Raw genomic sequence first — 25,302 nt, forward strand, 5'->3', positions numbered from 1 at the left:
CATGCTCACCCTGCCGACGGCGCTTCGCGCGGCGTTCAAAGAGCCGTTCGGCCCGGTGTACACCGAGGCCGACGACCTCCTCGCAGACGCATCCAGCGAGGACGCGGACGCGCCGCTCGTCGCCGTCGGCGACGTCGTCACCTTCCACCTCCGCCGCGCCGGTCGCCCGCCGGACGTGGCAGTCATCGACGGCAAGACGAAGCGCGAGGCCGTCGGCGAGGAGATTCGCCGCGCGGTCGAGACCGGCCGCCTCGTCGAGGTCGAAAACGAACCGGGAACCGTCTCCGTCGACCTCGTGGCCGCGCTCGTGGCCGCGCTCGACGCCGACGAGCCGACGACGCTCCTCGTCGAGGGCGAAGAGGACCTCGCCACGCTCCCGGCGGTGCTCGCCGCGCCCGTCGGCTCGACCGTCGTCTACGGCCAGCCCGACGAGGGGATGGTCCGCGTGACCGTCACCGACGCGGTCAAGACCGAGATGCGGGACCTCCTCGCGCAGTTCGACGGCGACTTCGACGCCGTGGTCGCGCCCATCGACGCCTGAGACGCGGGCGCGCTCGTCCCTTCGAAATCCTTTTACTTGCTTCGGAGGGAATTACTGGTAACTGAACCATGGATATCGAAATCATCTCCGAGGAGGAGAACCCCATGTTGCACCGGACGGACGTTCGATTCGAGATCGTCCACGAGGAAGCGACGCCCTCTCGTCTGTCGGTCCGCGACTCGCTCGCGGCCAAACTGAACAAGGACTCCGACGAGGTCGTCGTCCACGAACTCGACACGAAGTTCGGCATGCGCAAGACCGCGGGCTACGCGAAGGTCTACGAGAGCCCCGAGTTCGCGCGCGACGTCGAGCAGGAGCACATGCTCGAGCGCAACAAGATCACCGACGCCGAAGTCGAAGCCGAAGAGGCGTAGTCCCGGCTTCGAACCGCCGTTTCTTCACACTCGATGCGCATTCTCGGAATCGAAGGTACAGCGTGGGCCGCGAGCGCCGCGGTTTTCGAGACCGACGACCCCGACGCGCTCCGCTCCGGAACCGGGCGGACGCCAGACCCCTCGGCCGACCACGTCTTCATCGAATCTGACCCGTACCAGCCCGACAGCGGCGGCATCCACCCGCGCGAGGCCGCAGAGCACATGGGGACCGCGATCCCCGAGGTCGTCGAGACCGCGCTCGCGCACGCCGCGGAGCGACACGACGGCGACGGCCCCGTCGTGGACAGCGTCGCTTTCTCCCGCGGCCCCGGTCTGGGGCCGTGTCTCCGCATCGTCGGCACCGCGGCCCGCTCGGTCGCCCAGACGCTCGACGTGCCGTTGCTCGGCGTCAACCACATGGTCGCGCACCTCGAAATCGGCCGTTATCAGTCCGGTTTCGACTCGCCGGTCTGTCTGAACGCCTCGGGCGCGAACGCCCACCTGCTGGGCTACCACAACGGCCGCTACCGCGTCCTCGGCGAGACGATGGACACCGGCGTCGGCAACGCCATCGACAAGTTCACCCGCCACGTCGGCTGGACCCATCCTGGCGGCCCGAAAGTCGAGGCGGCCGCGAAGGACGGCGTCTACGTCGAACTACCGTACGTCGTCAAGGGGATGGACTTCTCGTTTTCCGGCATCATGAGCGCCGCGAAGGACGAGGCGGACGCGGGCACGCCCGTGCCCGACATCTGCGCGGGGCTGCAGGAGACCATCTTCGCCATGCTCACCGAGGTGGCCGAGCGCGCCCTGTCGCTGACGGGGACGGACGAACTCGTCCTCGGCGGCGGCGTGGGCCAGAACGCCCGTCTGCGCGAGATGCTCGCGGAGATGTGCGACCAACGCGGCGCGAAGTTCCACGCACCGGAACCGCGGTTCCTCCGCGACAACGCCGGCATGATAGCCGTGCTCGGCGCGCGCATGCTCGCCGCGGGCGACACGCTCGCGGTCGAGGAATCGACCGTAGACCCGAACTTCCGCCCCGACCAGGTCGACGTGACGTGGCGCGGCGCAGACGAGTCGGTCGCGCGCGCCTACACTGATGACGGCGCGATTCGCGGGGCCGAAGCGACCGTCGACATCGGCGCTGACGAGGTCGTCAAGCGGCGCGTTCCGAAGACGTACCGCCACCCGGAACTGGACGACAGACTCCGCCGTGAGCGGACGAAAGCCGAGTCGCGGCTGACGAGCGACGCCCGGCGCGCCGGCGTTCGGACGCCCGTCGTCCGCGACGTGGACCCCGTCGACGGCGTTATCACGTTCCAGCGGGTCGGCGACGCGGACCTCGCGGAGCGACTGGACTCCGAATCAGTCCGCGTCGTCGGCGAGTACCTCGCGCGCCTCCACGAGGCAGGTATCGTCCACGGCGACCCGACGACGCGGAACGTCCGCGTCGGGACCGGACCCGACGGCGAACCGCGCGTGTATCTCATCGACTTCGGCCTCGGCTTCCACACGGGCCATGTCGAGGACCACGCGATGGACCTCCACGTGTTCACCCAGAGCGTCGAGGGGACCGCTGACGACGCCGACCCCCTCATCGACGCGCTCGAATCGGGCTACGAGGCCGTCGGCTCCGAGGAGGTCATCGCCCGGTTGCGAGAGGTCGAGTCACGCGGCCGGTACCGGTAGGTCGCCGCGGACTCCCTGTCGGAAGGCCAAAACGATTTATCCCGAGCCGGCGTATTCGTCTCACATGGCAGACAAACCGCAGCGCGGAACGCTTTTCGGCATCCCGTACAACTTCGAGCGCCCGAGCGCCGGCCGACTGCTCTCGTCGTACTGGCAGCCCGGCAAGGGCATGCTGGTCGAAAAGCCGTTCGGCATTGGCTACACGCTGAACCTCGCAAGCTGGCGGTCGTGGGTCGTTCTCCTCGTCGCCGGCGGCCTCCTCTGGAACGAGCGCCAGAAGGCAGAGGAGAAAGAAGACGAGGCCGAGGCCGACGAGGGCCCCGTCGAAGTCATCGTCGACTGAGGCGAAGCGACCGACACCGACGACTTTTCTACGTCCGCCCGCGGAGGGGCGGGCATGCTTCGATACGTCACCACGAACGCGGGGAAGGTCCGTGAGGCGCTCTCGTACCTCGACGACGACGTGACCCAACTCGACTTCGACTACACCGAGGTGCAGGCGTCCGAACTCGGTCCCATCGCGGCCCACGGCGCGCGCGAGGCCTACCGCTACGCCGACGAACCGGTGCTCGTGGACGACTCCGGTCTCTTCATCGACGGCTTCGAGGGCTTCCCCGGTCCGTACTCTTCGTACGTCCAAGACACCCTCGGCGTCGAGACGGTCTACCGGCTGGCCGCGGCCGAACTCGACGAGCCCCGGCGGGCCTCGTTCCGCTGTGTCCTCGCGTACTGTGACGGCGAACCCTTCGAGGCGAGTCCGGACCCGATAGACCGCGACGACCGGACCGTCGCGGCCGCCCACGGCGCGGAACAGGACGCGGAAGAGACGGAGGCGCTCCCGGTGAAGCTCTTTACGGGAAGCATCAACGGGCGCATCGTCCCGCCCCGCGGCGAGGACGGCTTCGGCTACGACCCCATCTTCGAACACGACGGCGCGACGTTCGCGGAGATGAGCACCGAGGAGAAAAACGGTATCTCCCACCGCGGGCGGGCGTTAGCGAAGTTCGCGACGTGGTACGCCGAACGTCAGTGAGGCGTACGTCGTCGGGCGTGAAGCGTCCGACGGAAGTTCGCCGAGCGGTAGCGAGGCGAATCTCGTCTATCCTGACTGAGGAGTTCAACAGAGCCGCCTGAGCGATAGCGAGCCGACCACCGCTACCAGCCGCTACGCTTACCCCGCCGGAGCGACCCCGAGACGCATGGACCCGAGCGACTTCTTCGAGGGCGGGACCGTGACCGTCTCGGCGGCGACCTACGCGGTCGTCAAGGCCGAGCGGGGCGACCCGGACGCCTTCGCGACGATTCGAGACGACAAGGAGACGACGGTCGTCGTCGAAGAGGAACGCGTCGACGAGGCGACCGCCGTCGAGGTCGAATGGGGCTGGAAGCGACTCACCTTCGAGATGGTCCTACCGTTCGAACTCGTCGGCTTTCTGGCGCGGGTCGCGGGCGCGCTCGCCGAAGCGGACATCTCGGTGTTCGCGCTGTCGGCGTACTCGACCGACCACGTGCTCGTCCGGGAGGACGACGTGCCGGCGGCCGCAACGAAACTCGAATCACTCGGCTGTACCGTCAAGCGCGCCGGGACCACCGACGACGGGAACTAACGTCGAAACTAGTTCGCGAGCAAACAGGTTGATACGTTCGGCGGGAGCAGACTAGCCGTGATGCCCCCCGACTGCGATAAACGCCCTCCACTCGTCACCAGCCCCTCCAGCGGTACCGACCGCACGCGGTCCGCCAGATTGACAGCCGACCCCGGTTCCGTCACTCCCCACAATCGCGGGGGTTCACACTCAGGGACCGCGGGCGCGTACGAGAACGCATGAACCGAGCGAGCGTCGTCGCCGCCGGCGCGGCGAGCGGCTACGGCATCGCCGTCTTCGCCGCCATCGCGGTGTTCTTCGGCGACGCCTCGCAGGGACTCGGTGTGGCCGTCGGCTTCGGTCTCGTGACCGTCCTCGCCATCTTCGCGGTGACTCGAATCGTCAACGGCGACTGACCCGACGAGTGGTCGGGGGTCGGGGCGGCGGCCGGCGGCTACGCCCGCGGGTCGCGGTCCGGGCCGGGGTACGACCCGCCTTCGACTTCGACGTAGAGACTCTCCGGTGCGAACAGCGACGCGAACGCCTTCGGGTGGCGGATACTGACCGGGAAGCGGCCGCCGAGCGCCGCGCCCGCCTGCGCAGAACTGAGTCGGTCGTCGAACGTGAGGAGATGCATCGCGCCGCCGCGGTAGGCCGACGCCAGCGCGGGGTTATCGCCGTCCGGGTGGGAGACGAGTTCGACCCACGAGCCGACCTTCTCGCGCCAGTCGGCCGCGAGGTCGGCGTCCGCGAGCGAGGCGACGACTGACTCGGCGTCGTCGAGGAGCGGGTCGCTGGCGACGAGCGTCGTCCACGAGTGCCGGCGGAGGTGGTCGAGCGCCGCCCTGGACGGACCATCGACGAGAAGGTCGGCCGCGAGCACGTCGGCGTCAGCGACGACCCGCGCGGGCGAGGGGTCCGTCTCAGGCATCGTCGCCTCGGCGGGCGCGGAGCGCCTCGGTGATGTCGGCTTCGGTCGTCTCGTAGGCGGCGGCGCGAGCGAAAAGCGACTCCCAACTCATGTCCGCTACCACGAGACGGGTCGAAAAGAATCCGACGCAACCGGTTTCGGACTCGAACAGTTACAATTCCTCGATATTGAAATTGTTTGTGATTACATTGAGTGGGAAACAGTTAATTCGCATTCGCCGAACCACAATGCATGGCGATAGAGCGACGGCGTTTCTTACAGGCGGCCGGTGTTGGCGCGGTTCTCGGACTGAGCGGATGCACGGGGAACGCGAATCCCCCGCAGGCGAACAACGAGACTGCGGAGGGTTCCGGAGGGAGCCAAAGTGGGAGCGGCGCGACCCAAGAGCTGACGCTGGCGACGACGACCAGCACGTACGACACGGGGCTGCTGGACGCCCTGAACCCGGTGTTCGAAGAGAAGTTCAACGCTCGGGTGAAGACCATCTCGCAGGGGACCGGCGCGGCCATCGAGACGGCGCGGAACGGCGACGCGGACGTGATTCTCGTCCACGCCCGCGGCGCAGAAGACGAGTTCCTGCAAGACGGTTACGGCGTCAACCGCCGGGACGTGATGTTCAACGACTTCGTCGTCGTCGGGCCGGCGGACGACCCCGCGGGCATCTCGGGGATGGAGAGCGCGGCCGACGCGTTCGCGACCATCGCGGACGCCGAGACGACGTTCGTCTCCCGCGGCGACGACTCCGGGACGAACAAGAAGGAACTGCTCATCTGGGAGGCCGCTGGCGTCGAGCCGTCGGGGACGTGGTACCGCGAAATCGGCAAGGGCATGGGCGACACGCTCGTGCAGGCCGACCAGTCGGGCGCGTACACGCTCTCCGACCGCGGGACGTTCCTCGCGACGCAGGACAACATCGACCTCGAAATCCAGGTCCAGGGCCCGCTCAAAGGCGGCCCGACCATCCTGAAGAACCCCTACGGCGTCATCCCGGTGAACCCAGCGAAGTACCCCGACGTGAACTACTCGCTGGCGATGGCCTACGCCGGCTTCCTCACGAGCCCCGAGGGACAGGAGATAATCAGCAACTACACGGCTAACGGGTCGCAGTTGTTCTTCCCCAACGCGCTCTCGGAGGAGCCGCAGTTCGGCCAGTACGTCCCCGAGAACTACGACGGCGGGGAGAACGCCTCGTCGTCGGCGTCGGTCTCCGACGCGCAGTTCGAGTCGTGGGTGGCACAGCACGTCCCCGAGGACTTTTAGTCCGGTCGGACCCCACCACCGACCGTGTTCGGCCTCGGCGACCTGAACCTCACCTACCTCGTCAGCATCACGGCCGTCTCGCTGTACGTGAGCACCGCGGCGGTCGCGCTGAGCGCCGCGCTCGGCCTTCCAATCTCGCTGGCGGTCGGGTTCCGCGACTTCTACGGGAAGTCGGTCGTCACCTCCATCATCTCGACGGGGATGGGCTTTCCGAGCGTCGTCGTCGGGCTCGTCGTCCTCTTGGCGCTGTCCCGCTCGGGACCGCTCGGGACGTTCGACCTGCTGTTTACGCCCGAGGCGATGATTCTCTCGCAGACCATCCTCGCGCTCCCCGTCCTCGTGAGCGTCTCGCTTTCGGCCGTCCAGTCGGTTCCACAGGATCTCAGAGACGCCGCGTTCGCCGCCGGCGGCACCTCGACCGACGTCGCCCTGCTGGTCGTCCGCGAGGCGCGCTACGGCATCGTCACGGCGCTTCTGGCCGCCTACGGCCGCGCCATCAGCGAGGTCGGCTCCGTGCTCATCGTCGGTGGCAACATCGTCTTCTCTGACAGCACGTCGTTCACCCGGACGCTCACGACGGCCATCACCGTCGAGGCGCGGAAGGGGAACATCGAGACGGGCATCGCGCTCGGCGCCATCCTGCTCGCGCTCGTCCTCGGCGTGAACGCCCTCGGCGCGCGCTTCCGCGACCGCACCCCCGGCCGGAACGGGAGGGGACGATGACAACCGAGCGACCCGGGGCCGGCGACACCGGTGCCAGCGAGTCCGACGAGACCACCGCACCCGACCCGGCGTCGAACGGGACGGGGCGCGGCAGGACCCGACTCGCGGCTCACGACCTCGGCCACGGCTTCGGCAACGGCGCGGTACTGGAAGACATCTCGCTCGCCGTCGAACCGGGCGAGATTCTCGCCGTCGTCGGTCCATCGGGGACGGGCAAGACGACGCTCTTCCGACTGCTCGCCATGTTCGAGCGACCGGACGAGGGAACGGTCGAAGTCGGCGACGACGACGTGTGGGCGCTCCCCGAAGCGCGCCGACTGGCGGTCAGACGCCGGGTCGGGATGGCGTTCCAGACGCGGAGCCTTTTCTCGACGACGGTCGAAGAGAACGTCTCCTACGGGCTCCGGGTCCGCCGGCCGTGGTCGGCTCGCGTCCGCGAGGCGGTCGAGGGGCTGTTCGGCCGCGAGGAGCCGTCAGAGACGGTCGAGGATGCGCTTCGGACAGTCGGGATGTTCGACAAGGTCGACCGCGACGCCGGCTCGCTGTCGGCGGGCGAGGCCCAGCGCGTCGCCATCGCGCGGGCGCTCGCACCCGACCCCGACGTGTTACTGCTGGACGAACCGACCTCGAACCTCGACCCGCGGAACACCGCCGCCATCGAGTCGGCGATGCGGGCGGCGCGGGACCGGGGCATCGCCGTCGCGCTCGCGACTCACGACATGCAGCAGGCCCGACGGGTGTCGGACCGGACGGCCGTCATCCTCGACGGGACGTGTATCGAGTCGGGACCGACCGCGAGGGTGTTCGAGTCGCCGAACGACGACCGCGTCCGCCGGTTCGTCGAGGGGAAACTCGTCTACTGAGCGCGGGAGACGAACGGCAATCTCGGCGGTGGTATAACAGCAGATATTGCACGTAGATAGCGTGTGACCCCTGTCTGACGCAGATTTAAGGTCCCCCGTACGTACCCGGTGATAGGGCGCGCACTCGGCCTCAGTTCCCATCCTCCCACCGGCGCGCCCGGCACGAAAACCACCACCACCATCGTCGTTCTGGTTTCCCCCGGTACGACAACGCGGCGCCGCCACCACGGCGCTGTTTTCCGAGGCAGACCGCACCGCAGAGAGACATCTCGGCGCGACAGGCGTCAGCACAAGTGGCACTGGTACGAGCGGTGGCGACGCGAAGAGAAGAGCGTCGGTTCGGGGACAGGAGTCAGCCGAGCAGTTTCGACCGGACCTGCTCCAACGCGTTTCGCTCCGTAAGGAGCGCGAGCTGGTCGCCGGGTTCGACGACGATCCCCGGCAGCGGAATCGTCATCGGCTCGCGCTCCCGGCCGTGGGCGTAGACGCGACCGTCCGCGCCGAGGTCGATGTTGGCCACATGTTCGCCGACGATAGGCGCGCCGTCGGGAACGGTTACCGTCGTCAGTCGGAGTTGGTCGGTGAGGTCGCCGATAGCGTTGAAGTCGCCGCCGAGGAGCGCCGTCTTCGCGCCGGCCGCGCCGAGTCGTTCGGGGTAGATAATCTCGTCCACGTCGTCAGCGTAGCGCTCGTAAATCTCCTGACGGTAGTCCTCGCTGATGCGCATGACCGTCCGGCAGTCGTACTCCTTTCCGAGCATGCAGGCCGCGAAGTTGATGTTCGGGTCGCCGGTCAGCCCGCCGACGGCGTCCGCGCCCTCGACGCCCGCTTCCCGCAGGACGCTTTCGGTTCCGCCGTCGCCGAGAACCGCCTCGAATCCCTCGTCGCGGGCGCGGTCGACCTTCTTGTCGTTGTTGTCGACGACTGTCACGTCGTGGCCCTCCTCCCGGAGCACGCGGGCGGTCCGCGAGCCCACACGGCCGTAGCCAACGATAACGAATTTCATGGTAGTAGTATGCACACCAGGTGGCTAAAAGATGGCCCCCGTCAGGGTCGAGTCCGTTCGAGTCGCTCCGTGACCGAATCGATGGTGTCCGCGAGTGATGGCGTCCCGAAGAGGGCGACGAGCACCGCGCCGACCGTGTCGAAGACGAGGTCGACGATGGTGTCGCCGAGTCCGTACTGAACGAGGACGGCCTCCGAGCCGACGGCGTCGGCGGCGAGGCGCGCGCCGAACTCCAGTACCTCCCAGAACACGCCGGCCGCGAGCGTGAAAAGCAGGATGTAGACGAACATGAAGCGGTCGGGGAGGTAGACGGTCTCGGTGTACTCGTCGACGGCCCGCGCGGTGACGTAGCCGACCGCCGCGACGACCGTCGCCGAGAGCGTGTGGGTGACGTGGTCCCACCAATCGATGGAGTGGTACGGACCGAGCATGCCGATAGCGTGGAGCAACACCGCCAGCGCTAACCAGAGGCCGAGAAGGGGATGGAGCCGAATCTGCCAGTCGCGGCGGAGCACCGCGGGGAGGAACGTCGCCGCCAGCGCGAGCACCGCGTTGACGACGACGCTCAGGTTCCGCGTGTAGAGACCGACGAGAAAGATACACACGATGATAGCCTGAATCGCCCGCCCCGCGAGTCGCTCGATTCGACTGGGGACCATTGCGGTGTGATACGGCCTGAGCGCCCTAAATTCGACCGTGATGCTAGCTAGCACGACCACCGACATCGTTTTTCCTCCAGATTGCATACGCCCCACCGATGATGGCCACCACTCACGCCCTCGCGGGTGTCGTCCTCGGCACCGCCGTGTGGGCGCTGGTCCCCGAGGCCGGGATGCTCCCGGTGCTCGCGGCCGCACTCGGCGGCCTGTTCCCCGACTTCGACCTGTACGCGGGCCACCGGAAGACCCTCCACTTCCCCGTGTACTTCAGCGCGCTCGCCGTGCCCGCAGTAGCGGTCGCCGCGCTGAACCCGACGACCACGACGCTCGCTGTCGCGCTGTTCCTCGCGGCGGCCGCGCTCCACTCCGCGTCCGACGTGCTCGGCGGCGGCCTCGAACTCAAGCCGTGGCTCGGCACCTCCGAGCGCGCCGTCTACGACCACTGGAACGGCCGGTGGCTCGCTCCGAAGCGCCTGATTCGCTACGACGGCGCGCCCGAGGATCTCGCGCTGACGCTCGCCTTTGCCGTCCCGCCGGTCCTCGCCTTCGACGGCCTCGCGGAGACGCTCGTCATCGCCGCGGTCGCCGTCTCCGGCGTCTACGTCCTGCTCCGGAAACCGATGGTCGCCATCGCGGAGACCGCCGTCGCGGCGATACCCGACCACGTCGTCGACTACGTGCCGGAGCGGTTCGTCCGCGACCTCCGGTAAGCCCCCGTTTTTTCGACTCCCGCGACTCCGCTCGGAGCCGCGACTCTCCACCCTGGCCGAGAGCGGTGTCTGCCGAGCACCCGACACGACTTCTCCGGCCAGCGCTCCGAACCACGCATCGATCAATATCGGGAGAGAGAGCGTCAGAAACACCGGTACGTTCGGAATCCGAACATAGCGTCTTATGCTAGCACTCGACGTAGTATTAGTCACTGTCGGGCGCGACGCGGTGGACTCCGCCCGACGACAGGTGTACCATGACACAAACAACACTCACGACACGGGATGGAGCGACGACAACGTTGTCCGACGAGGACATCGACGCGTTCGCCCAGCAACTCCGTGGTTCGGTGCTCGCCCCCGAAGACGAGGGGTTCGAGGACGCGACGCGGCTCTGGAACGGATTAGTCGAGAAATCACCGGCGCTCGTCGTCCAACCGACGGGCACCGCGGACGTCGTCGCGGCCGTCGACTTCGCCCGCGAACGCAACCTACTCGTGTCGGTCCGGGGCGGCGGCCACAACATCGCCGGCACCGCCATCGCCGACGGCGGGTTGACCATCGACATGTCCCGACTTCGCGGCGTCGTCGTCGACCCCGAGGCGCGAACCGCGACGGCGCAGTCCGGCTGTCTCCTCGGCGACATCGACCGCGAGACGCAGCTCCACGGCCTCGCAACGCCCCTCGGGTTCGTCTCCGAGACGGGTATCGCCGGGCTGACGCTCGGCGGCGGGTTCGGCTACCTGACCCGCCGGTTCGGCTGGACCGTCGATAACCTCGACTCGGTCGAAATCGTCACCGCCGACGGTGCGGTTCTCCGAGCCAGCCGCGACAGACACCCCGACCTGTTCTGGGCGGTTCGGGGCGCGGGGGCGAACCTCGGCGTCGTCACGTCGTTCACGTATCGTCTCCACGAGGTCGGCCCGACGGTCTACGGCGGGCTCATCGCCTGGCCGTTCGACCGCGCCGACGAGGTGACAGCGGCCTATCAGCGCCTCACGGCCGAGGCTCCTCGAGAGCTGACGGTCTTCCTGCTGCTCCGCCGGGCACCGGCAGCCCCGTTCGTCCCACCCGAGTGGCACGGAAAGCACATCTGCGCGATGGCCGTCTGTTACTCCGGCGACCCGGCGGACGCGGACGAGGCGCTCGCACCCATTCGCGCGCTCGGAGAGCCGATTATCGACCTACTCAAAGCGCAGCCGTACACCCAGATTCAGTCGTATCTCGACGCGACGCAACCGAAAGGCAACCACTACTACTGGAAGACGGAGTTCGCGTCAGAGTTGAGCGACGACCTGATATCGACGATGGAGAGACTGACGCTCGACTGCCCGATTCCGGGCGCACAGGTGGTGGTGGCGCACATCGGCGGCGCGCTCAACGACCGTGACGCCGACGACGGGGTCGTCGGCAACCGGGACGCTACGTTCGTCATCGGTGCCGCGGGCATGTGGGAGCCGGACGAAGTCGAAGGTGCGGTCTTCAGACAGTGGGTCCGCGACGCGTGGACGGAGTTCAGACCCTACTCGACCGGTGGGAACTACATCAACTTCCAGACGATGGACGAAGACGAAGCCCGCGTCCAAGCAACGTACGGAGCTAACTTCGACCGTCTCCGCGAGGTCAAGGCGCGCTACGACCCGGAGAACGTGTTCCGCTCGAACCGGAACGTCAGACCGAGTCTCCCCGGCGAGGACGCGGCCGGCGATGCAGCCGGTCACTCCGAACACGCGTGAACGAACCGGGAAGAACCGGCTCTGCGGCTGATATTTTCGAACGGTAACTCGGCGAGTGAGTCCGAATTCCTGACCGAACGCGCTGTCCGTGCCTCCTGAGCGAACGGCGGTCGGTCCCCCCGACCGTCTCCCGTGATTTCCACCGGAACCCACCAAGCGTATACCGTACTGGACTCACGTACGCCGTATGCTTTCGCACCTCATGCTCGTCCTCGCGTCGGCGGTGGCGGCGGCAGGACTGCTCGGCGGGCTCTCGACCGGAGACGGCGACGACGAGTACGACTACGTCGTCGCCAAGGACGGGACCGGCGACTACGAGACGATTCAGGCCGCCATCGACGGCGCGAAGTCGTTCCCGCCGGACCGCATCCGCATCCTCGTCCGAGAGGGCGTGTACGACGAGAAGGTCGAAGTCCACGCGTGGAACCCCGACATCACTCTCGTCGGCGAGAGCGCCGAAGAGACGGTCATCACCCACGACGACCACTTCGAGAAAATCGACCGCGGGCGCAACAGCACCTTCTTCACTTACACGCTGAAGGTCCGCGGCAACGACTTCCGCGCCCGCGACCTGACCGTCGAGAACAGCGCCGATCCGGTCGGACAGGCCGTCGCCCTCCACGTCGACGCCGACCGGGCGAGTTTCGAGAACTGTCGCTTCCTCGGCCACCAGGACACCGTCTACGCCGCCGGCGAGGGCGCGCGCCAGTACTTCTCGGAGTGCTACGTCGAGGGGACGACCGACTTCGTCTTCGGCGGCGCGACCGCCGTCTTCGAGGACTGCCGCGTCCACTCGAAAGCCGACTCGTACGTGACGGCCGCCTCCACGCCGGAGAGCGAGCCCTTCGGCTTCGTCTTTCTGGACTGCGAACTGACCGCCGACGCCGACGTTTCCGAGGTGTATCTCGGCCGGCCGTGGCGGAACCACGCCCGGACCGCGTTTGTTCGCACGTGGATGGACTCGCACGTCCTTCCCGCCGGTTGGCACAACTGGTCGCGCCCGGAAGCCGAGGCGACGGTCGAATACGCGGAGTACGACAGCCGAGGACCGGGAGCGAGTGGTGAGCGAGTCTCGTGGGCGAACGTGTTGACCGAAGACGAGGTGGGGCGGTATTCGACGGCGAACGTGTTGGGTTCGGAGGGTGATGAAGCGTGGTGGGACTGGGAGGAGTGAAAGTGCGAGTGGGAGGGTTCAGTCTCGCACGGAATCCGACAACCGTTCGGCGACGAGACGCCTCGCTCGACGGTTGGATTTCGAGAAGAGCCTAGGCCGGGAAGAACCGCGGGCACTCGTCCGCCGGGCGTTTTCACGCCCACGTACCCGGTGTGCCGTTTAGAGGTGTACCCGGAGAACACCAATGGCACTCAAAGCCACACCACCACACGAAGCGAAGAACCGATTTCTGAAGGACAAGGAGCCGGGCGTGACCCGGAAGACCCTGAAGAACTACCGAACCAGTCTGCGGCAGTTCTGCAACTGGCTGGACGAACAGGGAGTCCAGACCCTCAACAACCTCGACAGCGAACTCATCCAGCGGTACAAGGAGTACCGCCTGTCCAACGTGAAGGTCATCACGGCCCGGCAGGATATGATGACCATCAAGCAGTTCATCGAGTTCTGCGAACACATCACGGCAGTCCCACGCGGAATGGCGGATATGGTTCGGATTCCCCAAGTCAGCGAGAACGACGAGATTTGTGACGACCTCCTCACTCGGGAGGAGGCCGTGGGGGTACTCGACTTCCTCAGCAAGTACCAGTACGCCAGCAACCGGCACGTCACGCTACTGATTCTGTGGAAGACCGGGATGCGAATCAGTGGTCTTCGGGCGCTCGACCTCGGCGACTTCGATGAGGGTCGCCCGGCGCTTCAACTCCGTCACCGACCCGAGACAGGAACACCACTCAAGAACAAGGAGAAGGCCGAACGGGACGTTCTCATCACGCCCGATATGGCCGAGGTCATCACGGACTACATCGACCAGAACCGCCCCAACGTGGAGGACGAACACGGCAGGAAGCCGCTCCTCGCCTCGAAGAGCGGACGGGTGGTGGAGACGACCATTCAGCGGTACGTCTACACGGCGACCCGTCCGTGCATCTACAACGGCGGGAACTGCCCGTTCAACCGGGAACTCGACACTTGCGAGGCCCTCTCGTGGAACGCCTCGTCCAAGTGCCCCGGCTCGGTCAGCCCGCACGCGCTCCGACGTGGGTACGTGACTGCGGCTCGGAACGCGGGTCAGCCGAAGGACGTGACTGGCGAGCGAGTCAATATGAGCGGGAAGGTGCTGGACAAGCACTACGACAAGGGGACGAGTGCGGAGAAGGCTGAGAGGAGACGAAATCATATCAGAGATATCTGATTTTCAGATTTCGGTGTCAATCTACCAAACTTTCATTATGCAACTACTCTTTTCTTAAGAAGATGATGGAGGATATAGAGGTTCCCCACGTGTATACTGATTCTGACCAACTATCCGGTGTTACTAAGGAGTACGTCTGCTGGCTTGATTTGATGGGTATTCAGAACACGATGGCGACTTCGGTCGAAACTTCTGCTATTGATATTCTGAATCTTCACGTAGCGGTTGATGAGGCTATGGATAGGGATGAGGTCACTCACTACCCAATAATGGATGGTGTATACCTGACTTCAAAATCTAAAGACTCAATGCTAGAATTGCTCCAAGATGTGTTTGCGAAATTAGCAAAAGATAATATTGAAAATAGAAAGCCGCAATATGTTTATATACCTCGGGCATCGCTCGCCTTCGGCCCGATAGTTCACGGTGAGAATCTTGATGACGGTGTTAATGAAGAGTTCATCACCGGGTCAGATTACGCTGAATCTCTCCTCCTTGGTCTCCCAATGATTCAGGCAGTCCAAAATGAACCTAAAGCGCCACCTTTTGGAATCTATATTGACGAGTCCGCACGAGCATTTGCCCCGAGTGGACAGGAACCTATTGAACGAACTTGGTATGACTGGTTCATATTCCTCAAAGATGACATTGACGAACTTCTGTATAATACTCTGGAAGAATACTATGATTGGTGCCTCGAAAACTCACACCGAATCAATTACCCAAAGGAAGATATCGAGAAACACCAAACAAAAGCCGAACAATACCTTCTCGGATAGGATTCATCATCGCTTTGGGTTGTGATTATTGATTCACCTATTCAATATCTTGAGTTGGAGCCGAACATCACAGAAAACACCTTCAACCAAGGAATCAGGCTTCCGACTGTGACAAGCCCGGCTCCAAGGAATATCAACCAGATACTCCCTTCTCCCGGGTTATTCAAGAGTTGAGATGCTCCAACAGTCTCCATTATCGCGCCGATGAATCCAAATGGCCCTGCAAGAACGGTCGCACCAATGATTCCAGCGAGAGTCACCAACCCCGGAAACGACGTGATGAGGCTGGAAATCAAGCCAACCGAAAATTCGCTTGTTGCCTGAGTTTGGCTGGCGGCCTCCATTATTCGTCCTGCAACAGTTGCTAAGAGTGTCAAAACCATCCCAGCAAAAGCACCACGGACACGTTCAGCGAATCTCTCCTCGGGACGCATTGATTAAGAAAATGTTGTTTCTGGTGAAAAATCAAACTTCCGCCAACATTGGGCGGGCACGACTTTAGTCGCTCAAATTAATGTGCTTTCCCGGGGAAGTCAAATCCAGTCATTTTCCCAAATCGCAAGACAGCGGGAACACCCTGCGCTCACGGGTCTCCTTCTCGCCGCATTTAGCCAGCGAAACTTGCCAGTAAATGGGTGGGACTGTTGGCAGAAAGTCGGCCTAAGATTAATTAGAACGCCGCGCCGTTGGCGCATTACACCTCTGGGCCGAATTAGAAGCCTAGGCCGGGATGTGAACATCATCTTCATAATCTCTGGTATCAATGTTAAGTTATCGGAATGTCCGACACACGAGCCAAAGTCGAGTCCCTCCGTGAACGCATCCAGGACTCTAACGACATCAGCGAGGAGGACCGAGAGGTCCTCCTTCAGTTCAGCGACACCATCTACCTCCTGAAGTCGGAGTACACCGACCACCGACACGACAAGCTGCTTCGGCACTGCACCCGAATCGCTGAGGAGGTCGGCGGATTGGCCGACACCCTCGAAGACCGGGACGCGACCGAAGACATCGTTCGCTGGATCAACCAGACGTATACGAACGAGTACACCAACCACGACTACCGGACAGCGCTCCGCGTCTTCGGTCGGCGCGTCTCCGAGGACGACGAGATCCCGGGCAGTATCGAGTGGATTCCTTCGGGAACGTCGAGCAGCCACGACCCGGTCCCGAACCCGTCGGAGATGCTGAAGTGGGAAGAGGACGTTCTCCCTATGATCGAAGAGACCCGAAACGCCCGGGACGCCGCTCTGGTTGCCGTGGCCTTCGACGCCGGAGCTCGAAGCGGGGAACTCCAAGACCTCACCGTCGGCGATGTGACCGACGCGAAGAACGGTCTCCGCGTCTTCGTCGACGGGAAAATGGGACAGCGTTCCGTCCTCCTCATCCCGAGCGTTCCCTACCTTCAGCGATGGCTGTCCGACCATCCAGGATCGGACGACGGTGACGCACCTCTCTGGTCGAAGCTCAGCAAACCGGAGGAACTCACCTACCGGCGGTTCAGGTCTATCTTCGACGACGTGGCCCAGCGGGCCGGCGTCACGAAGCCGGTGACCCCGACCAACTTCAGGAAGTCTAACGCTTCCTGGTTGGCTGAGAAGGGTATGAACCAAGCCTATATCGAGGACAGACAGGGCCGGAAGCGCGGAAGCGACGCAACCGCGCACTACGTCGCCCGCTTCGGTGGGGAAGCAGAGGACGAATACGCCCGAATGCAGGGGGTCGAAATCGACGAAGAAGAGCCGGAACCGATTGGCCCGGTCGAATGTCCCCGCTGCGGTAGGGACACGCCGCGCCACGAGCCGGCCTGTGTCTTCTGTAATCAGGCCATCAGTCACGCGGGTGTTCAATCGCTTGACGAGCAGCAACAGAAAGTCCGGGACGCGCTGTTTCAGTTCGCCCAGGAAAAGCCGGAACTCATCGAGGACTTCCAACGCGCTCGTGACCTCACTGACTTGTTGGAAAACAACCCCGACCTCTTTGGGGACGCTCAGGAGTTCGCCGACGCTCTCTCGGAGAACTAACATCTCCTCAGGCCAGTTCTAGCTTGATTCGGCCCAGTTGCTCTTCGACGTTCTCGACGCTCTCAACGCCGTCACAGTTGGCGAGCAGTGCCAAGACGTAGGCACGGGCCTCTTCATTACCGCAGGCGAGCACTCGGCTGAGCATCTCGCTGTTCTCGCGAACGAACTCGTCGAGGTCCTCCTCGTTCATAGGACCCCCTCTGAAATATCTTCCAGGGCTTCGATTACTGTCAGAGCCCGGTCTAGGTGCACGCCAACCTCTTGGATGGTCCTCACCTCGGTAAGGGTGAGTGGCTCGGAGATATTTCCATCCTCGTCCATTCGCCCATTCTGGATTTCGGCGATGATGGCTAGCGTATTTTCGACCTCGGAATAGGCGTTATCGTAGATCGCCTCTTCACGTTCCGAGAAGCTCTCTCGGATGGGGAGGTCGTAGTCGATTCGTTGCCGGCAGACGTTTTCGGTACTCGGCATTTTGGTCGTGTGTTGGTCGTACCCCGTTCCCGGCCGGGTACACCGACGATGAGGAGAGCGCCGAGCAGACCGACGAAAGTTTAAGCCCCACCGGCCCGCAGTGCCGATAGGGATTCGCGGCCTTGCCGACGATCCCACCACCGTCGTGCCGTGTTTCGAGCGGAGGTAGCACGGGTTCCAATCGCGATACCTCGCTCGCCTGGTTGCGGCACGACGTGCGCCACGTCGTGAGCGTGCGATGTCGTGTTTCGTTCCTGTATACCTACGTATCCATCCGTATACCCGGTATGTAATAAGTCTAAGTTCTCATTTGACCCTTCACAAAACCGCAAGACTGCGGCCCGAAATTGGTCAAATTTCAGCCCTTGATTTCGCGGTTTTTTCGCCGGTCTTTGGTCCCTTCTGCGACGGCCGAGAGCTTCCATACCGCGACCAACACGACCACCGCCAGAAGGGCGTGCGACCAATTCACCTGGTGCTGCACCGAGTGCTCGAAGCTGTGGGACCGAACCACCCGACCCTCGACGTTCTCCGGAGAGGGATTCAAAACAGCTCCTCCGTCGGATCGTAGGGCGACCCCGTCCCGGATTGGTCGGTTGCAGTCGTCCGTTCCGGGCGGGACGTGGCGCTGTTCTCTTCGGAATTGGTCGACCGGGACCGGGCACTCCGCCGTTGCGATTGGTCGAGTACGTCGATACCGTCCGGATTCTCCCGAACGTAGTACCGGATTGCTCGCCGCACCAACTCCGACCGGAAGGCGTTGTTCTCGGCTGCGGCCGAGTCAAGCTGTTCTCCGAGAGCCGCCGGGAGACGGCACGAAACGTGGGATGTCACACGTATACTGACGGATACGCTAGATAAATAGATTGGTGAAAGTTCAATCCAATTCGGAAGAAATGAAGTGGGACCTCGGTCTCGGCGGTCCTAGAAAACAATAAAAAGCCAAAGGAACACCGTAGGGGTATGGCTTCTGACGACGAGAGTCTCCTCCGCTATACCGAGGGCGGGCAGACCCTCGATCTCGACACGCTCGAATCTCACCTTTGGGAGGCTGCCGACATCCTCCGCGGCAGCATCGACGCGGCCGATTACAAGAACTACATCTTCGGCCTGCTGTTTCTGAAGCGAATCAACGACCGCTTCGAAGAGGAGACAGAGGAAATCGCCGAGGAGTACGACGTAGACGAGGAGACGGTTCGCGGCGACCGCGACCTCCACGAAGAGTTCTGGGTCCCCGACCGCGCCCGCTGGGACCACATCGCCGCACAGGACACCGACATCGGCGCGGCACTCAACAAGGCGCTCGAAGCCGTCGAGGACGAGAACGACGCCATCGCCGACCGGGTGCTCACCTCCGTCGACTTCAACGACAAGGACCGGCTCAGTGACGCCACGCTCGACGAGCTCGTCACGCACTTCTCGAAGCACCGCTACCGGAACGAGGACCTCGAAGACCCCGACATCTTCGGCCGGGCCTACGAGTACCTCATCCGGCAGTTCGCCGACGACGCCGGGAAGAAGGGCGGCGAGTTCTACACGCCCCGCGAGGTCGTGCAGCTGCTCGTCGACTGCGTCGACCCGGAGCCGGGGGACCGCGTCTACGACCCCGCGTGTGGCTCCGGCGGGATGCTCATCTACTCCGCCCAGCACGTCGAGCAGGAAGGTGGCGACCGAGAGGACATTTCACTCTACGGCCAGGAGAAGAACCTGAATACGTGGGCAATCGGCCAGATGAACGTCCTCCTGCACGAACTGCAAGACGCCAAAATCGCGAAGGGCGACACCATCACCGAACCGAAGTTCGTCACCGAGCACGACGAGCTGGAGGTCTTCGACCGCGTCGTCGCGAATCCGCCGTGGAACCAGAAGAAGTGGAGCAAGGAGTGGGTGCAGGAGAACGAGCCGTACAATCGCTTCCCGTACGGGCTGCCACCAAAGAACCGCGGTGATTGGTCGTGGATTCAGCTCATGCTCGCGTCGCTCTCGGAGACTGGTAAGGCGGGTATCGTCATGGACAACGGCATCCTGTTCCGCTCGCGTTCGGAGAAGAAGATTCGCAAGCCGGTTCTGGAAGCGGACCTCATCGAGGCCGTCATCGCGCTACCCGAGAACCTCTTTTATAACACGTCGTCGCCGGGCTGCATCCTCATCATGAACAAAGACAAGCCCGCAGAGCGTGAGGGGAAGGTCCAGTTCATCTACGCCGAGGACCAGACGCTTCGGGAGTCCGGCGTGCAGATTTTCGAGGAGTTGTCGAACCAGAACCAGCTGACTGAGGAGGGCGTCGAGTACCTCGCCGAGACGCACTTCACTGGACGCGAGGAGGACCATCACAGTCGGCTGGTCGACCTCGAAGAGATTGAGGAGAACGACTGGAACCTGAACGTACCGCGCTACGTCGACACGACCGAGCCCGAGGAACCCATCGACGTGAGCGAGAAGCTTCGGGAGTTGGACGAACTGGCTGAGGAACGCCGGAAAACCGACGAGGAGCTTCAGGAGTACATGGAGGAGTTAGAGTACCGATGAGCGAGGCGATTGAGCACTCTGACCAGAGAGAGGGGTACAAGGAGGTCCAAATCGGTCCCGAAACACAAAGTATCCCCGAAGATTGGGAGGTGGTTCGTCTCGACAACGACGAATATGTCCAAAGAACAATGGGTGGTACGCCAGACACCAGTGTCGATGAATACTGGGATGGGGAGATACCCTGGATGCGCTCCGGTGACATTCACCAGCGGTACATCACGGATGTCGAGGGTCGAATCACCGAAGAGGGAAAAAGCGCCTCACGAGCAGAGGTTATTCCAGAACACTCCGTTCTAATCGGACTAAATGGGCAGGGTAAAACGAAAGGAACTGTCGCGATAAACGAAATCCCACTTACCGCGAACCAGTCTGTAGGCGCATACCTCGTTAATGATAAGAAGCTCGATTATCGCTATCTCTACTTTTCTCTGGACGCGAAATATTCACGCCTTCGTGCTCTCGCAGGAGGGGGCCGCTCAGGACTGAACTTGACTCTACTTGGACAAGTCAAAATCCCGCTCCCCCCACTCCCCGAACAGCGTCGCATCGCCGACATCCTCTCGACGGTCGACGAGCAGATTCAGCAGACAGACGAGATTATCAAGGAGACGGGAGAGTTGAAGCGCGGGCTTCGACAAGACCTGATCGTAGGAAAGGGGTTGTCTGATGAGTATAGAGAAGTCCGTCTCGGTGCAAAGACAGAAAAAATCCCATTCAATTGGGAGATTAAATCCTTTTCAGAGGTTGCGTCTGTTGAAAAAGGGAACACTCCGAAAACGAGTAATTCGGAGTATTACGGTGGAGACATCGTTTGGGTGACACCAGACGACTTATCTGACCTATACGAACGGGGTGAAAAGTATATCTCTGATTCCAAGAGGAAACTGACAGAGGCGGGTCTTGATAGTACCTCTGTAAATGTTGTACCGGCTCCATCGGTAATGTTCACTAGCCGATCTTACGGTATCGGGAAAACTGCGATTTGTACTGTTCCTGCAGGGACGAATCAAGGGATTATCGCCTTCCATTGCGATGACGGACTCAGTGAGGAATATCTCTACTACTATCTCAATCATATCATGGACTACATCATCGAGCTTAGCGGTGTCAGTACATTCCCCGAAGTGAGCCTAACCGATATCAGGAATCTCAAAGTTCCAGTACCCACTAAACAGCATCAAGAGCGTATCGTCAATATTCTCCAATCTGCCGACAAAAAAATAGTCGAAGAAAAGGAAACCAAGCAAAAGCTCCAAGAACTCAAGCGCGGCCTCATGCAGGACCTCCTCACCGGTAAGGTCCGCGTCAACACCGACTAACCCATGCCCAGCGAGTACGCCGAGTCCGAACGGCCAGCCCTCAACACGCTCCAGCAACTCGGCTGGGAGGTCGTCGACCAGCAGCGAACCACCTGGCTCGATCCCCGCGAGACGGAATCCTCGGCCGTACTCGAATCCCGACTTCGCGCCGCCGTCGAACGCCTGAATCCGTGGCTAAACGAGAACAATCTGAACAAGGCTGTCCGCGAGATTCAGCAGGTCGCCGGGACGAGCACGATGGACGAGAACGAGCAGATACACGAAAAACTCGTCCGGCACACCTCGGTCAAGCAGGACCTCGGCCACGGGCTGAAACACCAGACGGTCAAGTACATCGACTACGAGAACCCCGGGAACAACGACTTCTTTGCCCTCAATCAGTTCCGCGTCGAAGGACCGATAGAGGTCATCAAGCCCGACATCGTCCTGTTCGTCAACGGCATCCCGCTGGGCGTCGTCGAGTGCAAGGCTCCGACAATTGCCGAACCGCGAAGCGAGGCGCTCGAACAGCTCCAGCGCTACCAGAACGAGCGCACCGAGACCGGCAAGGAGGGTGCAGAAGAGCTATTTCGGTACAACCAGTTCTCCGTGGCGACGTGGTACGAGGGCGCGGTGATGGGCACCTACGGGACGCCCAAGGGTCAGTACAAACCGTGGCGTGACCCGTATCCGCTCGAAGACGAAGACATCGCCGACCTGCTCGGCGTCGACTACCTTTCGCCACAGCACCGGATGCTGTACGCGCTCTTTGAGCCCGAGCGACTCCTCGACCAACTGCGGCACTTCACCGTCTTCGAGACGAAACAGAGCGGGGCCGTGAAACTGGTCGCCCGCTACCAGCAGTACCGCGCCGTCGAGAAGGCGCTTGAGCGTATCGAGCACCGAAGCCGACGAGAAGCTCAGGGCGGCGTCGTCTGGCACACCCAGGGGTCGGGCAAGTCGCTGACGATGCTCTTCCTCGGGCTGAAGCTCCGGCGGGCGAAGCCCGATCCAACGCTGTTGCTCGTGACCGACCGGACCGCGCTCGACGACCAGATTCACGCGACGTTCAAGCGCTGCGGCTTCCCGAACCCGAAGAAGGCCGAGGACATCGACGACCTCCGCGAGAAGCTCAAGACCAACGCCGGAGAGACCATCACCACACTCATCCAGAAGTTCCAGCTGCACGAGGACGAAGAGGGAGACTTCCCGGTGCTCTCCCGCGACGACGACATTTACGTGATGGTCGACGAGGCCCACCGGACCCAGTACAAGAAGCTCGCGAACAATATGCGCACGGCGCTGCCGAACGCCTACTACGTCGGCTTCACCGGGACGCCCATCGAGAAGGACGAGAAGAACACGCGTCGGACGTTCGGCAACTACATCGACACGTACACCATCGACCAGTCGCTCGAAGACGACACCACCGTCGAGATTCTCTATCAGGGGCGGCTGGCCGACATTCACCTCGAAGGCGCGAACCTCGACCGCATTTTCGACCGCGTGTTTCAGGACCGGACCGACGAGGAGAAGGCCGAGATTCAGAAGCGGTACGCCCAAGAGCGCGACCTCGCCGAGGCAGAGGCACGCATTGAAGAGGTGACGCTCGACATCGTCGAGCACTTCGAGAACGAGATCGCCCGGCCGTTCAAGGGGATGGTCGTCACGACCAGCAAGCGGGCAGCCATCCGCTACAAGAAGAAACTCGACGCGCTGAATGGTCCGGAGTCCCGCGTCGTCATCTCGCACGGCCACAACGACCCCGAGGAGGTCAAGGAGTGGGCACCGAGCGATACGGAGCTCTCGAAGTACAAAGAGGAGTTCGTCGACCCCAACGGCGAGGTCGAGCTCCTGGTCGTGTGCGATATGCTGCTCACCGGATTCGACGCGCCGGTTGCCCAGGTGATGTACCTCGACAAACCGCTGCGAGAACACAACCTCCTACAGGCTATCGCCCGCGTCAACCGGCCGTTCCCGGAGAAGAATCACGGGCTCATCGTCGACTACTACGGTATCTCCGACGACCTCAAGACGGCTCTGGCGATGTTCAGCGACGACGACGTGAAGCACGCGATGGTCCCGCTGTCGGACAAGAAGCCGGAACTCGAAGCCGCCCACCGTAAGGCGGTCTCGTTCTTCGACGACATCGAGGACATGGAGGCGTGTCTCCAGACGCTCGAACCGGAGGACACCCGAATCGAGTTCAAGAACGCGTACAAGCGCTTCTCGCAGCTGATGGACATCGTGCTGCCTGATCCGATGGCGAACCCCTACAAGAGCGACCTCGACCGCCTCAGCGAAATCTACGCCCGGGCAAAGCAACGCTTCCGGGACGACTCGATGAATCTAGAGGGCTGCGGCGAGAAGGTTCGGGAGCTCATTCAGAAACACATCCGCTCGAAAGGCATCGACGTGCTCAACGACGACCCGGTCTCGATAATGGACGAGGGGGAGTTTGGTGCGAAGATTGATAGCCTAGAGGACGACGAAGCCCGGGCAAGTGAGATGCGCCACGCAGTCAAACACGAGATTTCGGTTCGCTTCGACGAAGACCCGGTTCAGTACGGTTCGCTCCAGGAGCGCGTCGAGGAACTCATTGAGAAGTATAAACAGAAGCGTATGAGTGACCGCGAAATCATCGAGGAGCTCAGGAAGGTCCTCGACGAAATGCGCTCTCGCGACCAGCAGGCCCGCTCGAAGGGGCTCGCCGACGAGACGGAGCTGTCCTTCTATCACGCGCTGGAAGACGTACTCGAAACCGAAGACCGGACCGTCGACCAAGAGGCGCTGGTCGATTTGACCGGCGACATCGTTGCGGAGGTCGAAGACGTTGCCAGCGTCGTCGAGTGGCAACAGAAGGTATCCCTCCAGCAGAAGCTTCGGAAGAAGGTGAAACTCCGACTGATCCAGGCCGACGTGTCCATGTCGGACAGCGAGCGTACCCAGCTCACGAATCGGATCGTAGAACTTGCCAGAGCGCACTACAAGCCATGAGAGAGTACCATATCGGTCAGACTGTCGTCCCCTATGAAATTGAGTGGAGCCCCGACCGCTCTACTATCGGGCTCTCGATGGACGGCTCGATGGAGCTGACCGTCCGGGCACCCGTGGAAGCGTCCCTGGACGATGTTGAGGAGGTCCTTGCGGACAAAAAGCAGTGGATTCTCGAAACGCTATACGGCCTCGCCGAGCAAGACGATCCACCGCTGGATAAGGAGTACTTGAGTGGTGAGAAACTTCTCTACAACGGCCGTCGCTACCGGCTCCAAGTAAGCGAGGGGGACGTTCCCGAACCAGAACTACGATTTGATGGGACACGCTTCGAGCTGACCGTTCCTGAATCTGATCCGGGAAATACTCGAAGAAAACAGCAGGCCGTCGTCGACTGGTACATTCGGGAGGCGGCTGAGAAGCTTCCAGCGCGGGCAAACAGCTACCTCGAAAAGTTGGGTCTCGACGAGGTAGACATCGAGGTGAAGACGCTCCGGCGTCGGTGGGGCGAGTATCGACCCGGGAAGGTATTCCTGCATTGGCGTCTGATTCTTGCTCCTAGGAAGATTCAGGACTACGTTGTAGCTCACGAGCTCGCTCACTTCAAGCACGACGAGCACTCAGATGCGTTCTGGAATACCGTTGGGACACTGGTCCCAGACTATCGGGAAAGACGGGAGTGGCTTCGGGTAAAGGGTGGAACACTAACGGTATGACTAGCTACGTTGCATTTGTCGCTTGAGAGATGCACTGAATC

General features: G+C 62.6%; 27 protein-coding genes. 20 read left to right on the forward strand and 7 right to left on the reverse strand.

Annotated features, from left to right (window positions below):
- The first annotated feature begins 1 nt into the window (after window position 1).
- The 7 genes from AM590_RS01600 (at window position 2) to AM590_RS20700 (ending at window position 4,609) form a co-directional block, all read left to right on the forward strand.
- Window positions 2–541, forward strand: a complete 540-nt coding sequence (locus tag AM590_RS01600) for a GTP-dependent dephospho-CoA kinase family protein (protein ID WP_058825907.1) — start codon at window positions 2–4, stop codon at window positions 539–541.
- Between the two features lie 68 nt (window positions 542–609).
- Complete coding sequence (locus AM590_RS01605; RefSeq protein WP_004976369.1) at window positions 610–915, forward strand: 30S ribosomal protein S24e; 306 nt, start codon at window positions 610–612, stop codon at window positions 913–915.
- Window positions 916–948: 33 nt separating this feature from the next.
- Window positions 949–2,607 (forward strand): bifunctional N(6)-L-threonylcarbamoyladenine synthase/serine/threonine protein kinase, encoded by a 1,659-nt coding sequence (locus AM590_RS01610; RefSeq protein ID WP_058825908.1) that lies wholly within the window; start codon window positions 949–951, stop codon window positions 2,605–2,607.
- A gap of 64 nt (window positions 2,608–2,671) precedes the next feature.
- Window positions 2,672–2,950 carry a DUF5808 domain-containing protein gene (locus AM590_RS01615; RefSeq protein ID WP_058825909.1) on the forward strand — a complete coding sequence of 93 codons (279 nt, stop codon included), beginning with the start codon at window positions 2,672–2,674 and terminating at the stop codon, window positions 2,948–2,950.
- A gap of 54 nt (window positions 2,951–3,004) precedes the next feature.
- Window positions 3,005–3,640 (forward strand): non-canonical purine NTP pyrophosphatase, encoded by a 636-nt coding sequence (locus tag AM590_RS01620; RefSeq protein ID WP_058825910.1) that lies wholly within the window; start codon window positions 3,005–3,007, stop codon window positions 3,638–3,640.
- Between the two features lie 166 nt (window positions 3,641–3,806).
- Window positions 3,807–4,214, forward strand: coding sequence for an ACT domain-containing protein (locus tag AM590_RS01625; RefSeq protein ID WP_058825911.1), 408 nt, complete (start codon window positions 3,807–3,809; stop codon window positions 4,212–4,214).
- 218 nt (window positions 4,215–4,432) lie between these two features.
- Window positions 4,433–4,609: a hypothetical protein gene (locus AM590_RS20700; RefSeq protein ID WP_172795735.1), complete on the forward strand. Its 177-nt coding sequence runs from the start codon at window positions 4,433–4,435 to the stop codon at window positions 4,607–4,609.
- Window positions 4,610–4,647: 38 nt separating this feature from the next.
- Here the strand turns inward: AM590_RS20700 and AM590_RS01630 are convergent, their stop codons facing one another.
- Window positions 4,648–5,124: a PIN domain-containing protein gene (locus AM590_RS01630; protein WP_058825912.1), complete on the reverse strand. Its 477-nt coding sequence runs from the start codon at window positions 5,122–5,124 to the stop codon at window positions 4,648–4,650.
- A 231-nt stretch (window positions 5,125–5,355) separates the two neighbouring features.
- On the opposite strand from AM590_RS01630, the gene AM590_RS01635 reads away from it, so the two are divergent.
- Genes AM590_RS01635 through AM590_RS01645 form a run of 3 tightly spaced genes read left to right on the forward strand, consistent with a single transcriptional unit; the run spans window position 5,356 to window position 7,970 of the window.
- A complete protein-coding gene (locus tag AM590_RS01635; RefSeq protein ID WP_058825913.1) occupies window positions 5,356–6,384 on the forward strand; it encodes a substrate-binding domain-containing protein in 1,029 nt (342 codons plus the stop codon).
- Between the two features lie 24 nt (window positions 6,385–6,408).
- The gene (locus AM590_RS01640) at window positions 6,409–7,107 is read left to right on the forward strand and encodes an ABC transporter permease (RefSeq protein WP_058825914.1); all 699 of its coding nucleotides are present in this window, start codon (window positions 6,409–6,411) and stop codon (window positions 7,105–7,107) included.
- Complete coding sequence (locus AM590_RS01645) at window positions 7,104–7,970, forward strand: phosphate ABC transporter ATP-binding protein (protein ID WP_058825915.1); 867 nt, start codon at window positions 7,104–7,106, stop codon at window positions 7,968–7,970. The genes AM590_RS01640 and AM590_RS01645 overlap by 4 nt, the downstream gene beginning before the upstream one ends.
- Window positions 7,971–8,322: 352 nt before the next feature.
- Here AM590_RS01645 and AM590_RS01650 read toward each other — a convergent pair whose 3' ends face one another.
- Together AM590_RS01650 and AM590_RS01655 are read right to left on the reverse strand one after the other, a co-directional pair.
- A complete protein-coding gene (locus AM590_RS01650) occupies window positions 8,323–8,976 on the reverse strand; it encodes a TrkA family potassium uptake protein (protein WP_058825916.1) in 654 nt (217 codons plus the stop codon).
- Between the two features lie 41 nt (window positions 8,977–9,017).
- Window positions 9,018–9,635 carry a hypothetical protein gene (locus AM590_RS01655; RefSeq protein WP_058825917.1) on the reverse strand — a complete coding sequence of 206 codons (618 nt, stop codon included), beginning with the start codon at window positions 9,633–9,635 and terminating at the stop codon, window positions 9,018–9,020.
- Window positions 9,636–9,733: 98 nt separating this feature from the next.
- Between AM590_RS01655 and AM590_RS01660 the strand changes: the two genes are divergently transcribed.
- The 5 genes from AM590_RS01660 to AM590_RS01680 all read left to right on the forward strand — a co-directional run bounded on the left by AM590_RS01660 (window position 9,734) and on the right by AM590_RS01680 (window position 15,226).
- Entirely contained in the window at window positions 9,734–10,345 is a 612-nt protein-coding gene (locus AM590_RS01660) for a metal-dependent hydrolase (RefSeq protein ID WP_172795736.1), read from the forward strand.
- A 302-nt stretch (window positions 10,346–10,647) separates the two neighbouring features.
- Entirely contained in the window at window positions 10,648–12,081 is a 1,434-nt protein-coding gene (locus AM590_RS01665; RefSeq protein ID WP_253805817.1) for an FAD-binding oxidoreductase, read from the forward strand.
- Window positions 12,082–12,268: 187 nt separating this feature from the next.
- Window positions 12,269–13,255 (forward strand): pectinesterase family protein, encoded by a 987-nt coding sequence (locus AM590_RS01670; RefSeq protein ID WP_058825919.1) that lies wholly within the window; start codon window positions 12,269–12,271, stop codon window positions 13,253–13,255.
- A 184-nt stretch (window positions 13,256–13,439) separates the two neighbouring features.
- Window positions 13,440–14,447: a site-specific integrase gene (locus AM590_RS01675; RefSeq protein ID WP_058825920.1), complete on the forward strand. Its 1,008-nt coding sequence runs from the start codon at window positions 13,440–13,442 to the stop codon at window positions 14,445–14,447.
- A 62-nt stretch (window positions 14,448–14,509) separates the two neighbouring features.
- On the forward strand, window positions 14,510–15,226 hold the full coding sequence (locus AM590_RS01680) for a hypothetical protein (protein WP_058825921.1): 717 nt from the start codon (window positions 14,510–14,512) through the stop codon (window positions 15,224–15,226).
- A gap of 41 nt (window positions 15,227–15,267) precedes the next feature.
- On the opposite strand, the gene AM590_RS01685 is transcribed toward AM590_RS01680, so the two are convergent.
- Entirely contained in the window at window positions 15,268–15,660 is a 393-nt protein-coding gene (locus AM590_RS01685; protein WP_157575404.1) for a hypothetical protein, read from the reverse strand.
- Between the two features lie 345 nt (window positions 15,661–16,005).
- On the opposite strand from AM590_RS01685, the gene AM590_RS01690 reads away from it, so the two are divergent.
- Entirely contained in the window at window positions 16,006–17,250 is a 1,245-nt protein-coding gene (locus AM590_RS01690; protein ID WP_058825923.1) for a tyrosine-type recombinase/integrase, read from the forward strand.
- 7 nt (window positions 17,251–17,257) lie between these two features.
- Here AM590_RS01690 and AM590_RS01695 read toward each other — a convergent pair whose 3' ends face one another.
- The 3 genes from AM590_RS01695 to AM590_RS21420 all read right to left on the reverse strand — a co-directional run bounded on the left by AM590_RS01695 (window position 17,258) and on the right by AM590_RS21420 (window position 18,558).
- Window positions 17,258–17,440: a hypothetical protein gene (locus tag AM590_RS01695; protein ID WP_058825924.1), complete on the reverse strand. Its 183-nt coding sequence runs from the start codon at window positions 17,438–17,440 to the stop codon at window positions 17,258–17,260.
- Window positions 17,437–17,724: a hypothetical protein gene (locus AM590_RS01700; protein WP_058825925.1), complete on the reverse strand. Its 288-nt coding sequence runs from the start codon at window positions 17,722–17,724 to the stop codon at window positions 17,437–17,439. The genes AM590_RS01695 and AM590_RS01700 overlap by 4 nt, the downstream gene beginning before the upstream one ends.
- Window positions 17,725–18,267: 543 nt before the next feature.
- On the reverse strand, window positions 18,268–18,558 hold the full coding sequence (locus AM590_RS21420) for a CopG family transcriptional regulator (RefSeq protein WP_058825926.1): 291 nt from the start codon (window positions 18,556–18,558) through the stop codon (window positions 18,268–18,270).
- 129 nt (window positions 18,559–18,687) lie between these two features.
- On the opposite strand from AM590_RS21420, the gene AM590_RS01710 reads away from it, so the two are divergent.
- From AM590_RS01710 to AM590_RS01725, 4 genes are read left to right on the forward strand one after another with little or no spacing between them, the layout of a single operon-like run.
- Window positions 18,688–20,253 (forward strand): class I SAM-dependent DNA methyltransferase, encoded by a 1,566-nt coding sequence (locus AM590_RS01710; protein ID WP_058825927.1) that lies wholly within the window; start codon window positions 18,688–18,690, stop codon window positions 20,251–20,253.
- On the forward strand, window positions 20,250–21,572 hold the full coding sequence (locus AM590_RS01715; protein ID WP_058825928.1) for a restriction endonuclease subunit S: 1,323 nt from the start codon (window positions 20,250–20,252) through the stop codon (window positions 21,570–21,572). The genes AM590_RS01710 and AM590_RS01715 overlap by 4 nt, the downstream gene beginning before the upstream one ends.
- 3 nt (window positions 21,573–21,575) lie before the next feature.
- On the forward strand, window positions 21,576–24,548 hold the full coding sequence (locus tag AM590_RS01720; protein ID WP_058825929.1) for a type I restriction endonuclease subunit R: 2,973 nt from the start codon (window positions 21,576–21,578) through the stop codon (window positions 24,546–24,548).
- Entirely contained in the window at window positions 24,545–25,261 is a 717-nt protein-coding gene (locus AM590_RS01725; RefSeq protein ID WP_058825930.1) for a M48 family metallopeptidase, read from the forward strand. The genes AM590_RS01720 and AM590_RS01725 overlap by 4 nt, the downstream gene beginning before the upstream one ends.
- The last annotated feature ends 41 nt before the right edge of the window (window positions 25,262–25,302 follow it).

Origin of the sequence: Haloferax sp. Q22, from assembly GCF_001482285.1 — an archaeon.
Classification (GTDB): Archaea; Halobacteriota; Halobacteria; order Halobacteriales; family Haloferacaceae; genus Haloferax.